Source organism: Streptomyces sp. NPDC004838 (assembly GCF_053600955.1).
On record NZ_JBSGAW010000007.1, the window covers coordinates 108213 to 122214 of the forward strand.

Sequence of the window (14002 nt, forward strand, 5' to 3'; positions counted from 1 at the left end):
CCGAGAACGCGCGTGCGTACCCCTGAACGCGGGTGCGGGCCTACCCGGTGGTCAGCAGCCGGTCCGCGATCTCCTCGATACGGGCCCGCAGTCCCTCCTGGCTCTTGCCGCCGTCGAGGCGCTCGCCGCCGATGACGTACGTCGGGGTGCCGGTCACGCCGATCGCCTTGCCCTCCGCGTGGTCGGAGTCGACGATCAGGATGTGTCGGCCGTCGATCAGCGCGGTCTCGAACTCGTCGGCGTTCAAGTCCAGTTTGCGTGCGGCGTCCAGCAGGACAGCCTCGCCCCCGCGGTTCAGCTCCTCGACCCGCCCGAGCACCGCCTCGACGTACGCCCAGCCCTGCCCCTGTTCCGCCGCCTCCTCCGCGGCCTGGGCCGCGGCGAAGGAGTGCCGGTGCTTCTCCAGGGGGAAGTGCCGCAGCCGCACCTCGATCCGGTCGCCGTAGCGCTCGCGCAGGGCCTGCACATCGCCGAGTGCGGTAAGGCAGTCGGGACACTGGAGTTCGCACCAGACGTCGAGGACGACGGGACGGGCGGTGGTGGAGTCGCTCATGGGACAAGTCTCCCAGCCGGGGGCCGCGACGGACCAGCGGGGGACGGACCGTGATCGTTCCGGCGGTCCGCGACCTCGCACCTGGGGAGGAGGCCGTCCCGGAGATCTCCCTGAAGTGGGACGCGAACATGGCCCGTACACCCTGGGTCGGTGCAGGATGGAAGGGACGTAAACGCACATGCCCGCCGAAGGCTGGAGGCCCGGATGATTGCCGAGACCATTTGCTCCGCGGTGTCCGCGGCGGGCCTGGGCATCGCCGCGATCACGGCGTACCGCAAGCGATTCCTCACCGCGACCAGAATCGCCGCCTACTCCCTGATCCCGATCGGCCTGGTCCTGACCGGGGCCGTCGAATGGGCCGTCGACACCGCGTTCAGCCTGACCGCCTGGGTCGGATTCGGGCTGCTGGGCGGAGCGTGGCTGCTGTTCCTGGCGACCCGCGCCGTCGAACGGCGCAAGGGCATCACCAGCCGCAAGGACCGCAAGGCGGCGCGGGCGGCGGAGCGCGCGGCCGTGGCCCCCACGGCGTCCGCGCCCTCACTCGGCGCGGGCGGCGGGGCCCGTGGGAGCGACCGTCCCGCCGCGAAGCCGAAGGCGTCCGGCACGGGAGCCTCGGACGACTTCAGCGATATCGAGGCGATCCTCAAGAAGCACGGCATCTGAGCCGTTCGGCGCGATCCGGGCCGTCGAAGCGGATTCCGGCCGTCCGGCGCGATCGGAGCCGGGCGCCGGACCTTCTCAGTACGTGAGACGAGGGCCCGGATTTCGATGAACTCCCCTCGTCGGCATGTGTGTTGTTCGATCATCGGGGTCGGCTCTGCGTCATCATCACCCCGAGATGCTCGATACCTCCCGGGGTAAGCCCCCCACGCCGACCAAAGAGCCGCGAGGCTGTCTCTTCGCGCTCTCCCAGCCGCCCCTGATGATCTTCCTCACGGTCATCGGCGTGCTGTTGCTCATGGCCGCCGTCCACGATCTCTTCCTGTTGTGAAGGGCGGCCCGTCAGTGACGAACGACGACGAGAACGACGAGAACGACGAGAGTGACGGATACGAAGGAAACGGCGTAAGCGGTGACGACGGCGACAGCGACGACGGCACGGGCCCGCGGCGGGCCCGGCCGGGCCGGCGGGGCTCAGCCCGCCGCTTCCTTGCGCCGCGCGCGGTACGCCGCCACATGGAGCCGATTGCCGCAGGTACGGCTGTCGCAGTAGCGGCGGGAGCGGTTGCGCGAGAGGTCGACGAAGGCCCGGCCGCAGTCCGGGGCCTCACAGCGCCGCAGCCGCTCCTGCTCACCCGCGACGACGATGAAGGCCAGCGCCATCCCGCCGTCGGCCGCGAGATGGTCGGCGACGGAGGCGCCCGGCGCGAAGTAGTGCACATGCCAGTCGTAGCCGTCGTGATCGGTCAGCTGGGGGGTGGTGCCCGCCGCCGCCACCAGTTCGTTGACGAGTTCCGCCGCCACCCGGCTCTCGGAAGCCGTGAAGATGTCCGAGAACCGGGTGCGTACCCCATGTACCGCTTGGAGATCCCGGGCGCTCAGCTCGCCCACATCGCTGATGGAGTGCGCCCGGACGAATTCGTCCAACGCGCCGACATCCCCCAGCCCGTCGGTCCGGTCGCCCTCTGGTGCCGTGTTCAGCAAGTCGACGACCATGTCGAGGGCAATTCGGGTGTCGTGAGGGATCAGCACGATTCGCTCCATGGACTGCTGCGGGCCGGTGCCCGCCGAATTGCGCTGACTCTAGCGGCTCGGTCGGACACGCATCGGCGCCGTCACCGCGTGAATACGCGGTGACGGCGCCGAAGTCCGCCATATGTGATTGTCCGCGCGGCGCCGTCTCCCCGAGTCGGACGGCGCCGTGCAGCTCTCGGCCTGGCTCAGCTTTCGGCCAGGATGTGCGAGAGTTCCGTGTCGAGATCGAAGTGGCGATGCTCGGTGCCTGGTGGCACCGCCGCGTCGGTCCTCTTCAGGAACGACTCAAGGGCCCGCGCCGGGGCTTCGAGCAGTGCTTCGCCTTCCGGGGAGCTGAGCGCGATGCAGACGACGCCTTGGCCGTGGCTCCGGGAGGGCCAGACTCTGACGTCGCCCGTGCCGGTGGGCCGGTGAAGCCCCTCGGCGAGAAGGTCGCGGGCGAAGACCCATTCGACCGTCTCTTCGGCTCCGGTGTGGAAGGTGGCGTGCACGGCATAAGGATCGGCCGTGTCATACCGCAGGCCCGCGGGTACAGGCAGTGAAGACTCGCTCGATACAACGAGGCGCAGGTGCAGCTCGCAGCTGACCGTGGTGTTCATAAGCGCCAGGGCCTTTCGCTCAGTGTGCGCTCGGGGATTCGCACGTCGGCGAAATCGACATGCCACCTACGGTGCCGTTGTAAACCCCTCTGACCGTTTTGTGATCCTTCATGTCGCTCGTCCGGCGGTGCATTACCTTCTGTTATACGGCCATTCCGGTGACGTGCTCCAATCCGGTAGGTTTACCTTCATGAATGCGGAGAGTGAGCGGGGAGAGGCCCTCGGAACAACGGCCTCGGCTCCCGTGGCGGGGGATGTCACGGCGGGGGACAGGAGGGCGGGGAAACATATGGCGGGGGAGAGCGCGAAAGAGAGCGCCGACGCGGCTCAGGGGGACGTGCAGGGTGACGCTCACGGGGACTCCGGGAACGACGCGAAGCCGGAGGCGCCGCTCGGATCCCGGGCGCCGCACTTCATCAAGCGCTCCAAGCCGCTTCATCTGAGCTGGCAGGTCGGCGTCTTCCTCGTCGGTCTCGCCGTGGTCGGCGCGGGTGTCGCGATGCTCGTGCTCCCCGGACCCGGCTGGTTCGTGATCTTCGGCGGTATGGCGATCTGGGCCACCGAGTTCGTCTGGGCCCAGCTGGTGCTGCGATGGACCAAGCGCAAGGTCACCGAGGCGGCCCAGCGGGCGCTCGATCCCAGGGTCCGGCGGCGGAACATCATCCTCACGACGGTCGGCGTCGTGATCTGCGTGGTGCTGGCCGGGATCTACCTCTGGAAGTTCGGCCTCGTCATGCCGTGGAAGATCGAGGAGTGAGCGAATCCCTGTCGGGAGCACCGCTGACATGCGGTAATGTTTGCGCTGCGTTCCCGGGCGATTAGCTCAGCGGGAGAGCGCTTCGTTCACACCGAAGAGGTCACTGGTTCGATCCCAGTATCGCCCACGCATACGGGGGCGGGGAGCCGCATCCACGCGGCTCCCCGCCCCCGTACCCGCCCGCCGTCCGGTGTTCCGGCGGTTCAGTGCATACGCCCCAGGGTGTCCCTGAGCCTGCGGGCGTCCCGCAGCCTCTGCTCGTAGGTCGCCCCCACGCCCAGGAGCAGCAGACCCGCCAGCGCGGGCGGCAGCCAGCGGGGGAGCGCCCCCACGACCTGGACGACATACGGCGCCAGCTCGTGCAGGGCGACCAGCGCGAGAACCGCGCCGCCGAGCACCAGCAGCGCCTGCAGCCGCAGCCGAGCGCCGACGAGCGTCACCACGAGCGCCGCGACGCCCAGCAGCAGCGGCCGGATCCAGTGCTCGTCGCCCCAGGCCGTGGCGAGGCTCGGCAGCAGTGTCGCGGCCAGCCCGGGGCCGTACGCGGCCCAGGACGACGCATCGGCGTCACGGCGGCGGCGCAGCACACCGACGGCGAGCGCCGGCACGGTCACCGGCAGGGTGTACGCCTCCGGGACGGTCACCTCCGACGCCGCCAGCCGCACCCAGGCGGCCAGGACGAAGAGCACCGCCGCGGTGTACGAGGCCGCCTGCCGCCGCTCCGGCCGGATGGCCGTGCCGACGGCGATCACCCCGCCCAGCGCCAGCACCAGGGCGAGCGTCGGGCCGTGCTCCGCGGCGAGGACGGCCCCCAGCAGCCCCACAGCCGCCCCGGTGGCCTCCAGCGGCACCGTGAGCCGGCCCGGCGCCGCCGGAGGCCGGGAAACCACCACCGCCACCGTCGCGGGCACGAGGAGGACCACCAGTCCCGTCTGAGGGGACTCCAGCCCGGCGGCCTCGGAGACGGCGATCAGCAGCCAGGTCCAGAAGACGGCGGCGGCGGACGCGAGGATCGAACGGACCGCGTACGGGGCGCGTGAGACGACCGCCGCGGCCGTCAGCGCCACGGCCAGGGTCCCGAGCACCGTGAACGTCGCCGGACGCGTGGCGAGCGACAGGAGCCCGAGACTCACCGCACCCGTCAGCCCGCAGCCCAGGGCGACGCCCACGGCGGCCGGGGCGCGCCGGGCGGTCCACTCGGGACGCGTGGTGAGCGCGATCGCGCCCAGGGCGATGAACAGCAGGAACGCCACGGCGGCCGGATACCCGGCCCCGAAGGCGACCGGTGCCGTCACCAGAGCGCCCCACCCGAGCCCGATGGCCGCGCCACCGGCGGCGGCCCGCTTGCCCGCCTCCGACAGACGCACCGGAGCGCTCGCCGCCGGTGTCCGGACGCCCCATCCGGTGCCGGTACCGCCCTCGGGCCCTCCCACGGGCCCGGTGGTCGGCGCGGGGCGCTCGGAGTGAGCCTCCTCCGCCCAGACCTTCTCCGCCCTGACCTTCTCGGGCCTGACCTTCTCGGGCTGGGCTTTCTCGGGCCGGGCTTTCTCGGGCCGGGCTTTCTCGGGCTGGATGTTCTCGGGCCGGGCTTCCTCCGCCCCGCCGGCCCCCGCGGCCGCCGCCGGGGCCTGTGCCGCCGAGTCCGCCGTCCGAACCTCTTCCGGCCCCGGCGCCGCCGTACGGCGCGCGTACACGGCCAGGACGCCCGCCATCATCAGCAGGGTCACCGGCACGGAAGCCGCCGACACGCCCGAGATGTCCGCGCCGAGCGCGTCACGGAGGTTCGACGGGGGCCCCTCCCAGAGGTCCGGGAGGATCGTCACGGGGCTGACCAGGGAGAGGACGAGCAGCGGGAGAACCGTGAGCGCGGCCAGGGCGTGGACGGCCGCCGAGGCCGCCGCCAGGCCCGCCGCCGACCGGCCGGGCGGACCCGACCGCACGAGAACCAGCCCGACGACGGCCGACAGGGCGGCCCCGCACAGCACATACGCCGGGACGGCCCAGCCGCCGGGGAACACCTCCCTCACCACACCGCCGACACCCGCCACCAGGGCGAGACCGGCCACCACGGAGGGCGCCTCGGCGGCCGACGGCGCACGCCGGGCCGCGAAGAGGGCCACCGCGGCCCCCACCACGAGCAGTACGGCGGCCCGGAGCGCGTCGGACGGAGCCTCGGCCACCGCCGACTGGAGCAGCCCGAGCAGCAGCGCCCAGCAGCCGGCCGTCCACGCCGTCACGGTGGCGAGAGCCCGTACGCTCGTGGGCTTCGCCCACAGCGCGACCACGACGTCGAACGCGGCCGTCGCCAGCAACGCCCACTCCAGCGGAATCGCGTCCAGGTCCGCGGTCACGGCCCAGAGCACCAGCGGAAGCTGTGCCGCGGCCACCGCGACCGGCAGCGGGAGCCGCAGCGGCCTCAGCCGTATCCCGTACGCGGCCCACAGCATCGCCAGGACCGCCGAGGCCCACGCCGAGTAGGCCAGCCCGTCCCTGTCCGGGAGCGCGACCCGGTGCAGCGCGTACGCGTCCAGCACCGTCAGCGCCAGACCGAGGGCGGCCACCGCCTCCGCCGTGGAGGAGAGGTTGCGCCGCAGCAGCGCCACCGGCGCCGCCAGCGCGGCCACCGTCACCGTGCCGAGCACCGCCGACCGTCCGCCGATCCCCATCTCGCCCCAGCTCACCAGAGTGAACGCGATCGCCGCGATCGTCAGGAGAGTCCCGCCCAGAGCGAGCAGCAGATTCTGCACACTCGGCGACGAGGTCTCGCCGGGACGCCCGGCCACGGGCGGTACGGCGAACGCCCGGCCGCCCCCCGGCGGCGCGACGGGCGGTTGGAGCACGGCGAGCAGCCAGGCGCGGCGGGCCAGCAACTGGGTCCTGCGGGCGTCCAGTCGAACCAGTTCACGATCGAGGATCACCAGTTCCTCGGCGGGCGGCAGAGGCGGCGGAAGGGTCGTCATAGCCGGAGTGTGGCCCCCGCCGCACCGCTCGGCATGGGCGCGGATACTCAGGTCCCGGATGAGTACCCGCCCGAGCCTCTCCGGCGCGCAGACTTGAACCATGGACTGGTGCCGCTACCGCTTCCACACCGTCTGGGACCTGACCGCCCGGCCCGACGCCGTCTACGACGTACTCGACCGCGCCGAGGAGTACCCCCGCTGGTGGCCCCAGATCCGCGAGGTGATCCCGCTCGACGAGCACAGCGGCACCGCGCGCTTCCGCTCCTTCCTCCCGTACGAACTGCTGGTCACCGCCCACGCGGTACGTCGCGACCCGGCGGCCCTGATCCTCGAGATCGGGATGGAGGGCGACCTGGAGGGCTGGGCGCGCTGGACGCTCGCACCGCGGGGAACCGGCACCCGCGCCGTCTACGACCAGGAGGTCGAGGTCCGCAAACCCCTGATGAGACGGCTGGCCCTGCCCTGCCGCCCGGTCTTCCGCGCCAACCACGCCGCCATGATGCGCGGCGGGCGGCGCGGGATCGCCGCCCGTCTCTCCGGGGGCGGCCCGCGGAAAGAGATTTGAAGGCGAGCCGCCGTGGCCTGTATGGTTCAGTCCGTTCCCGGGCGATTAGCTCAGTGGGAGAGCGCTTCGTTCACACCGAAGAGGTCACTGGTTCGAACCCAGTATCGCCCACCGGGAAGGCCGGTCCGTCGATGACGGACCGGCCTCTTGCGTATGGCGGCTTGTGTACGGCGGCCGTCACACGCGTCAGGCCGCGGCGGGCAGTTCCGGGCGCAGCGGCCAGGCCGGGTCCACCGCCTCCGGGGTGCCGCCGCGTGCGAACCACGCCTGCAGCCCCCGCGCCTGGGACGCGTGCCATACCGCCTGGAGCGTATGCAGCTCGGGGGGTGAGAGCCGCTCCAGCCGCGCCGCGAACCGGTGGCCCACCGCGCGGGTCACCTCCAGCGCCGCCATCGCGTCGGCGGCCGCGTCATGCGCGCCGTCCGGCACGACCTCGTACTGCTCGCACAGATCGGCGAGCCTACGGCGGCCCTTGCGGTAGCGGTCCAGCTGCTTGTCCAGCACTCTCGGATCCAGCACGCACAGCGGCGAGTTCTCCAGATAGCGGGACAGCGACGTCGCGCGGTGCCGCCGCAGCTCGCGGTCGAGAAGCGTCAGATCGAACGGCGCGTTCATCACCACCAGCGGACGGGCGGCGGCGCACTGCCCGGCCAGCGCCCTCGCGATCTCCTCCATCACCGGCGCCGGCCAACGGCCGTTGCGCTGAACGTGGTCGTCGGTCAGACCGTGCACCTCGGTCGCCGCGGGCGGCACCGGGACGCCGGGATTGACCAGCCAGCGCGTCACCCGCGGACGCCCCTCCGCGCTGTCCTGGACCACCAGCGCGGCCGACACGATGCGGTCCTCCTCGACGTCGACCCCTGTGGTCTCCGTGTCAAACGCGGCCAATGGGCCGTCGTACCAGCGTTTCATCCCCGAACTCCTCGCACACGCACGGCAGATGGCGAGATCCCCCTGCACGATTCGGTGATACCCGGGCCGTTTGCGCCGTACGCGGGGCGGTGACGACACAGATGACGGGCAGTGAATTCCGTTGCCCCTTCAGGAACTTCCACGCCATACGACGCCATCCGCGACCGTCCGACGGCCGCCGCGCGCCGCCCACGCCCGGGCGGCTGCCACGGGGCCCGCCACCGGCTCCCTGCCCGCACGCGCGCGCCGCGCGCGTGCGCTGTCCAGCGGGACGAGCCCTGCGAGCCGGCCGTGACCGGCTCGCGGCGCTCCGGGCCGCGTGGGGCGGGGAGCGTATGGCCGCGGGCGCCAGCGGGGGCCGGGGCGCGGTACGCCGGGGTGGCGCTGGGGGAGGACCCGTACCCGTACGGCGGGCCGCGCCCGTCCCGCCGGAGCGCCGATCCGTCTCGCCGGGCGGCTGGAGAGCCGGTACGGGTTCCGGCGGGACGGCCACGCGACGGACGTGCCGCCCGTGACTGTGGACGTGCCGCCTGCGCAGGTGGACGGAGCGGAGCGGGACCGGCCGCTCACGTCGCTCCCCGAGAGCCCGGCCCATCCGGAGGCCCCCCGACGGCCGCGGCTGCTGATCCGCAGGCTCGACGGCAAACCGTTTCGCGGGCGGACCCCGAGGCTCGGTACGATTCAGACGCGCTCAGTGTCCGCTGGCGCGACCCCCTTCGTCAGGAGAGACCGGTGTCAGACGTCCGTGTGATCATCCAACGCGATTCCGAGCGGGAAGAGCGCGTGGTGACCACGGGCACGACGGCCGCGGATCTCTTCTCGGGGGAGCGCGCCGTCATCGCCGCGCGCGTCGCGGGCGAGCTGAAGGACCTCGCGTACGAGATCGGGGACGGCGAGGAGGTCGAGCCCGTCGAGATCTCCTCCGAGGACGGCCTGAACATTCTGCGGCACTCCACCGCCCACGTCATGGCACAGGCCGTGCAGGAGCTGTTCCCGGAGGCCAAGCTCGGCATCGGCCCGCCCGTCAAGGACGGCTTCTACTACGACTTCGACGTCGAGAAGCCGTTCACGCCCGAGGACCTCAAGGCCGTCGAGAAGCGGATGCAGGAGATCCAGAAGCGCGGCCAGAGGTTCTCGCGCCGGGTGGTGACCGACGAGTCGGCCCGCGAGGAGCTGGCGGACGAGCCGTACAAGCTGGAGCTGATCGGGCTCAAGGGATCGGCCTCCGGAGACGACGGCGCGGATGTCGAGGTCGGCGCGGGCGAGCTCACGATCTACGACAACCTGGACGCGAAGACCGGCGAACTGTGCTGGAAGGACCTCTGCCGGGGTCCGCACCTGCCCACCACCCGGAACATCCCGGCGTTCAAGCTCATGCGGAACGCCGCCGCGTACTGGCGGGGCAGCGAGAAGAACCCGATGCTCCAGCGGATCTACGGCACCGCCTGGCCGTCCAAGGAGGAGCTGAAGGCCCACCTCGAATTCCTCGCGGAGGCCGAGAAGCGCGACCACCGCCGCCTCGGCACCGAACTGGACCTCTTCTCTGTCCCCGAGGAGATCGGCTCCGGCCTCGCCGTCTTCCATCCGCGCGGCGGCATCGTGCGCCGCGTCATGGAGGACTACTCGCGCAAGCGGCACGAGGAGGAGGGGTACGAGTTCGTCTACACCCCGCACGCCACCAAGGGCGCGCTCTTCGAGAAGAGCGGCCACCTGGACTGGTACGCGGAGGGCATGTACCCGCCCATGCAGCTCGACGGCGGCACGGACTACTACCTCAAGCCCATGAACTGCCCGATGCACAACCTGATCTTCGACGCGCGGGGACGCTCCTACCGTGAGCTGCCGCTCCGCCTGTTCGAGTTCGGGACGGTGTACCGGTACGAGAAGTCCGGCGTCGTCCACGGTCTGACGCGGGCACGCGGCTTCACCCAGGACGACGCGCACATCTACTGCACCCGTGAGCAGATGGCGGAGGAGCTGGACCGCACCCTCACCTTCGTCCTCAACCTGCTGCGGGACTACGGGCTGACCGACTTCTATCTGGAGCTGTCGACCAAGGACCCGGAGAAGTACGTCGGCGACGACGCGTCCTGGGAGGAGGCCACCCGCGTACTCCAGGAGGTGGCCGAGAAGCAGGGCCTCCCGCTGACCCCCGATCCGGGCGGCGCGGCCTTCTACGGCCCGAAGATCTCCGTACAGGCGCGGGACGCGATCGGCCGGACCTGGCAGATGTCGACCGTGCAGCTCGACTTCAACCTGCCCGAGCGCTTCAACCTGGCGTACACCGCTCCGGACGGCTCCCGGCAGCAGCCCGTCATGATCCACCGGGCGCTCTTCGGGTCCATCGAGCGGTTCTTCGCCGTACTGCTGGAGCACTACGCGGGCGCGATGCCGCCGTGGCTGGCCCCGGTGCAGGCGGTCGGCATCCCGGTCGGCGACGCCCACATCGAGTACCTCCAGGCGTTCGCCGACGACGCCAAGCGGAAGGGCCTGCGGGTCGAGGTCGACGCTTCCTCGGACCGGATGCAGAAGAAGATCCGGAACCACCAGCGCATGAAGGTCCCGTTCATGATCATCGTCGGGGACGAGGACATGAACGCGGGCACGGTGTCGTTCCGCTACCGCGACGGCTCGCAGGAGAACGGCGTTCCCCGCGAACAGGCGCTGGAGAAGCTCGCGCAGGTCGTGGCCGACCGCGTACAGGTCTGACGGATCCGGCGGATCCGGCGGCTCGGACACAGGGCTGCCGGATCCCGCGGGTCCGCCACGCCGGAGCGGCCGGTCACGGCCTCTCCGGCGTGCCTGCGGACCCCGGCGAGTCCTGCGGGGGCGTTCTGTCCTGGTCCAGCGTGAACGTCTTGATCAGCCACGACGAGAACGAACCCGTCACCGCCCCGAGCAGAGCCAGCCCCCCGGCCATCATGAACGACGCCACCAGACGGCCCTCGAACGTCACCGGGGTCACATCCCCGTATCCGACGGTCGTCAGCGTCGACCAGGCCCACCAGACCGAGTCCCCGAAGGTCCTGATCGTCGCCCCGGGGGCGCCGCGCTCCGCCGCGTAGACTGTGAGAGCGCCCGCGAAGCCGAGGAGCACCGCCGACATCCCGGCGTAGGTGATGACCCGCGCGTACAGCGAGAGCCGCGGCTGCCCGGACCGGCGGTGCTGTACGGACTCGTAGACCTGCACGACTCGCAGCGGTCGCAGCAGCGGGAGCAGGACCACGACCGCGTCCAGCGGATGCCTGCGGACGAAGGAGAGGCCCTCGCCGCTGAGCCGCCACCGCACCGCGTAGTCGACGATGAAGAGCGCCCATGCCGCATAGGTGACGGCGAGCAGGACGTTCCGCCAGCCCTGGGACAGACCCTCGGCGAGGATGCCGACCCCGTAGCAGCCGAGGAAGAGCACCGAGGCCAGGAACAGGGGCGTCTCGGTGCGCCGGCGCCAGCGCCACATCGTGCTGTCGGGGCTCTCGTCGTTCATCGCCCCAGCATCGCCGTGGCCGCGTCGGGCCGCCCCCGGCGACACGCTGCCCACCGGCGAAGCCATATGCTGCGAGCATGACGAGTGAGCCGGAGCAGCAGATCGGGGTGGGGACGCCGGACGCGTTCCAGCGCTTGTGGACACCGCACCGGATGGCGTACATCCAGGGGGAGAACAAGCCGACCGGGACCGGAGCGGGGGACGGCTGTCCCTTCTGCGCCCTTCCCTCGAAGTCCGACGAGGACGGGCTGGTGATCGCGCGGGGCTCGTCCGTCTACGCCGTGCTGAACCTCTATCCGTACAACGGCGGCCATCTGATGGTGGTGCCGTTCCGTCATATCGCCGACTACACCGAGCTGGACGAGGCCGAGACCGCCGAACTGGCCGCCTTCACCAAGCACGCCATGACCGCGCTGCGGAGCGCGTCCGGCGCGCACGGATTCAACATCGGGATGAACCAGGGCACGGCAGCGGGGGCGGGCATCGCCGCCCATCTGCATCAGCACATCGTGCCCCGCTGGGGCGGGGACACGAACTTCATGCCGGTCGTCGGACATACGAAGGTGCTGCCGCAGCTGCTCGCGGACACGCGGGCGATGCTGGCGGACGCCTGGCCCCGGTAGAACTCGCGGACAGGCGTCCGGCGCCGCGCGCCGTACACGCGCCTCGGGCACGTGCGCGGGTCACGCGTCGTACACATCCGCCTTCCGCGGTGACGCGTCCTGGACCATTCCGCTGACCACCATCGACCGGTTCCCGAACCGTGCGGTGTCGACGCCGTTCTCCTCCAGCACCCGCATCGCCGCCGCGTGCGCCACCCGCAGGACGGGGGTGGCGGCCCGCATGGCGTCGTCGGCCATGAACCGGTGCCGCCAGGGCTGCTCCGCCCAGGCGTGCCGCAGCCCGAAGGGCTCGGGCAGCACCAGCTTGCCGCCGAGGAAGTCGAGCAGCGGCGGGTACCAGGTGAAGGGCGCGCGCACCGCGAGGCGCACGATCTCGGTGGCCTCCACCAGCGGCAGATTGATGGTCCGGGTCTCCCAGAAGCGGATCGTCTTGCTCACGGTCTTGGTCTTCGGGGCGGACTTGGTGGTGAACAGGCCGTGGACGGGGCCGAGAGCGTGTCCGGTGACCTCGATGCGCAGAGTCTCGTGCAGAACGGTGACGGTGATCATCATGGTGATGATCAGCTGCCCGTCCCACAGGGTGAACTGGACGCCCAGGTAGTGCCGGTTGCCGCCGCTGAACTGCTGGTGGTTGCAGATCCGCTGTATCTCGTGCGGCTTGATCTGGAACGCCTCGACGTCCTGGCCCTCGGGCCGGGAGACCGCCGCCGCGCCTTCGCCGACGGGGGAGACGATCCAGTGTTTGACCGACGGGGTGGGAAAGCCGCCGGAGTTGAGCGGGCCGCGCTCCAGCAGCTTCAGCTTGTCGTGGATGGCCCGGATGACGTCCCAGCTGCGGAACTGGTTGATCTCCTTCCCGGGTTCGGTCGGGACGAGTTCCTCGGCCATCTGCCAGGACCCCCAGCGCGTCCCCATGCCGAGTATCCCCTTGGGGCCGGCGTAGAAGACCGAGTTGGAGTGCTGCTCGGCGGTGAGCTTCTCCAGGCCCTGGCGCAGCTCCTCGCGGGCGGTCTCATTGGGATGGCCCGGAACCGCTTCGGGCACCTTGGCGCCGATGCCGCCGCCCGACAGCAGACTGTCCCAGCGGGCGCGCATGTCCTTGGCGGAGGTCTCGCAGATCCGTTTGGCGAGCAGCCAGCCGATGACCGGAGCGGCGATCATGCCGCGGATGTAGTAGCCGAGGAAGCCGGTGAAGGGCAGCCTGACCAGGAAGATCACGGCGAGCAGTCCGACCGCGACCAGCAGTCCCGTGGCGAGGGCCCCGGCGCGCTTGTCCTGGGCTCCGGCTATGGTGCGCCGGAGCTGGAAGACGCCCATCCACAGGAGCAGGCCGGGCAGGAAGAGCAGCCCGAAGACGCCCATGACGAGAGTGAGTTTGGCGTCGCGCTCCTTGCGCAGCCGGGTGGCGGCGAGGCAGTGCTCGACGACGGTCTGGGGCTCGGTGCCGAAGGACTGGATCAGCGCCGCGCGCCCGCCGCCGAGCATCCGTACCTGCACGGCCCGCGAGAACGCCTCGCCGAGATTGGGCTCGAACAGCGAGAACTTGCCCTTGGTGACCTCGGACTTGTGCCATTCGTTGTTCGCGCCGAGGATCTCCGCCACCGGGCTGTCACGGTACGCGGCCGAGGCGAGCGCATGCGTCGCCGCGGTCTGTCCCGCCGAGCCCTGGAGCGGAATCTGTGCTCCGGGAGTGAAATCGAATCCGTCCGCCACTGCCGCCCCCATCGCCGAGCGTCGCTGCTGCTCTGCGGTCTGTTCCCGACCGCCGCGCCCCGCACACCTGCTGAACTGGGCACCTCAGCGTATCCGGACCGTGCGCGCTTCGTCACGGGAGAAGGGGGAAAGCCGCCCGCC

Annotated in this window: 13 protein-coding genes and 2 tRNA genes; 8 read left to right on the forward strand and 7 right to left on the reverse strand. The window is 71.2% G+C overall.

What is annotated here, in order from left to right:
• Positions 1 to 40: 40 nt before the first annotated feature.
• Positions 41 to 553, reverse strand: coding sequence for a DsbA family protein (locus ACWEFL_RS10590; protein WP_451710182.1), 513 nt, complete (start codon positions 551 to 553; stop codon positions 41 to 43).
• Between the two features lie 204 nt (positions 554 to 757).
• Between ACWEFL_RS10590 and ACWEFL_RS10595 the strand changes: the two genes are divergently transcribed.
• The gene (locus ACWEFL_RS10595) at positions 758 to 1216 is read left to right on the forward strand and encodes a hypothetical protein (protein ID WP_451710184.1); all 459 of its coding nucleotides are present in this window, start codon (positions 758 to 760) and stop codon (positions 1214 to 1216) included.
• A 175-nt stretch (positions 1217 to 1391) separates the two neighbouring features.
• On the forward strand, positions 1392 to 1544 hold the full coding sequence (locus tag ACWEFL_RS10600) for a hypothetical protein (RefSeq protein WP_451710186.1): 153 nt from the start codon (positions 1392 to 1394) through the stop codon (positions 1542 to 1544).
• A gap of 143 nt (positions 1545 to 1687) precedes the next feature.
• Here the strand turns inward: ACWEFL_RS10600 and ACWEFL_RS10605 are convergent, their stop codons facing one another.
• Positions 1688 to 2245, reverse strand: coding sequence for a CGNR zinc finger domain-containing protein (locus ACWEFL_RS10605; protein WP_451710188.1), 558 nt, complete (start codon positions 2243 to 2245; stop codon positions 1688 to 1690).
• A gap of 188 nt (positions 2246 to 2433) precedes the next feature.
• Entirely contained in the window at positions 2434 to 2847 is a 414-nt protein-coding gene (locus tag ACWEFL_RS10610) for an SsgA family sporulation/cell division regulator (protein ID WP_003959770.1), read from the reverse strand.
• 289 nt (positions 2848 to 3136) lie between these two features.
• On the opposite strand from ACWEFL_RS10610, the gene ACWEFL_RS10615 reads away from it, so the two are divergent.
• On the forward strand, positions 3137 to 3604 hold the full coding sequence (locus ACWEFL_RS10615) for a TIGR02611 family protein (RefSeq protein WP_451710189.1): 468 nt from the start codon (positions 3137 to 3139) through the stop codon (positions 3602 to 3604).
• Between the two features lie 55 nt (positions 3605 to 3659).
• A tRNA-Val gene (locus ACWEFL_RS10620) sits at positions 3660 to 3731 on the forward strand.
• A gap of 76 nt (positions 3732 to 3807) precedes the next feature.
• On the opposite strand, the gene ACWEFL_RS10625 is transcribed toward ACWEFL_RS10620, so the two are convergent.
• Complete coding sequence (locus ACWEFL_RS10625) at positions 3808 to 6564, reverse strand: SCO7613 C-terminal domain-containing membrane protein (RefSeq protein ID WP_451710191.1); 2757 nt, start codon at positions 6562 to 6564, stop codon at positions 3808 to 3810.
• Positions 6565 to 6664: 100 nt separating this feature from the next.
• Here ACWEFL_RS10625 and ACWEFL_RS10630 point away from each other — a divergent pair, with 100 nt between their 5' ends.
• Positions 6665 to 7129 carry an SRPBCC family protein gene (locus ACWEFL_RS10630; protein WP_451710193.1) on the forward strand — a complete coding sequence of 155 codons (465 nt, stop codon included), beginning with the start codon at positions 6665 to 6667 and terminating at the stop codon, positions 7127 to 7129.
• A 39-nt stretch (positions 7130 to 7168) separates the two neighbouring features.
• Positions 7169 to 7240 (forward strand) — tRNA-Val (locus tag ACWEFL_RS10635).
• Between the two features lie 75 nt (positions 7241 to 7315).
• On the opposite strand, the gene ACWEFL_RS10640 is transcribed toward ACWEFL_RS10635, so the two are convergent.
• Positions 7316 to 8041, reverse strand: a complete 726-nt coding sequence (locus tag ACWEFL_RS10640) for an exonuclease domain-containing protein (RefSeq protein WP_451710195.1) — start codon at positions 8039 to 8041, stop codon at positions 7316 to 7318.
• 732 nt (positions 8042 to 8773) lie between these two features.
• On the opposite strand from ACWEFL_RS10640, the gene thrS reads away from it, so the two are divergent.
• Positions 8774 to 10750 carry a threonine--tRNA ligase gene (gene thrS, locus ACWEFL_RS10645; protein ID WP_451710197.1) on the forward strand — a complete coding sequence of 659 codons (1977 nt, stop codon included), beginning with the start codon at positions 8774 to 8776 and terminating at the stop codon, positions 10748 to 10750.
• Positions 10751 to 10823: 73 nt separating this feature from the next.
• Here thrS and ACWEFL_RS10650 read toward each other — a convergent pair whose 3' ends face one another.
• Positions 10824 to 11525 (reverse strand): potassium channel family protein, encoded by a 702-nt coding sequence (locus ACWEFL_RS10650; RefSeq protein WP_451710199.1) that lies wholly within the window; start codon positions 11523 to 11525, stop codon positions 10824 to 10826.
• A 77-nt stretch (positions 11526 to 11602) separates the two neighbouring features.
• On the opposite strand from ACWEFL_RS10650, the gene ACWEFL_RS10655 reads away from it, so the two are divergent.
• Positions 11603 to 12148 carry an HIT family protein gene (locus ACWEFL_RS10655; protein ID WP_451710201.1) on the forward strand — a complete coding sequence of 182 codons (546 nt, stop codon included), beginning with the start codon at positions 11603 to 11605 and terminating at the stop codon, positions 12146 to 12148.
• A gap of 60 nt (positions 12149 to 12208) precedes the next feature.
• On the opposite strand, the gene ACWEFL_RS10660 is transcribed toward ACWEFL_RS10655, so the two are convergent.
• Positions 12209 to 13873 carry a hypothetical protein gene (locus ACWEFL_RS10660; protein WP_451710202.1) on the reverse strand — a complete coding sequence of 555 codons (1665 nt, stop codon included), beginning with the start codon at positions 13871 to 13873 and terminating at the stop codon, positions 12209 to 12211.
• Between the last annotated feature and the right edge of the window lie 129 nt (positions 13874 to 14002).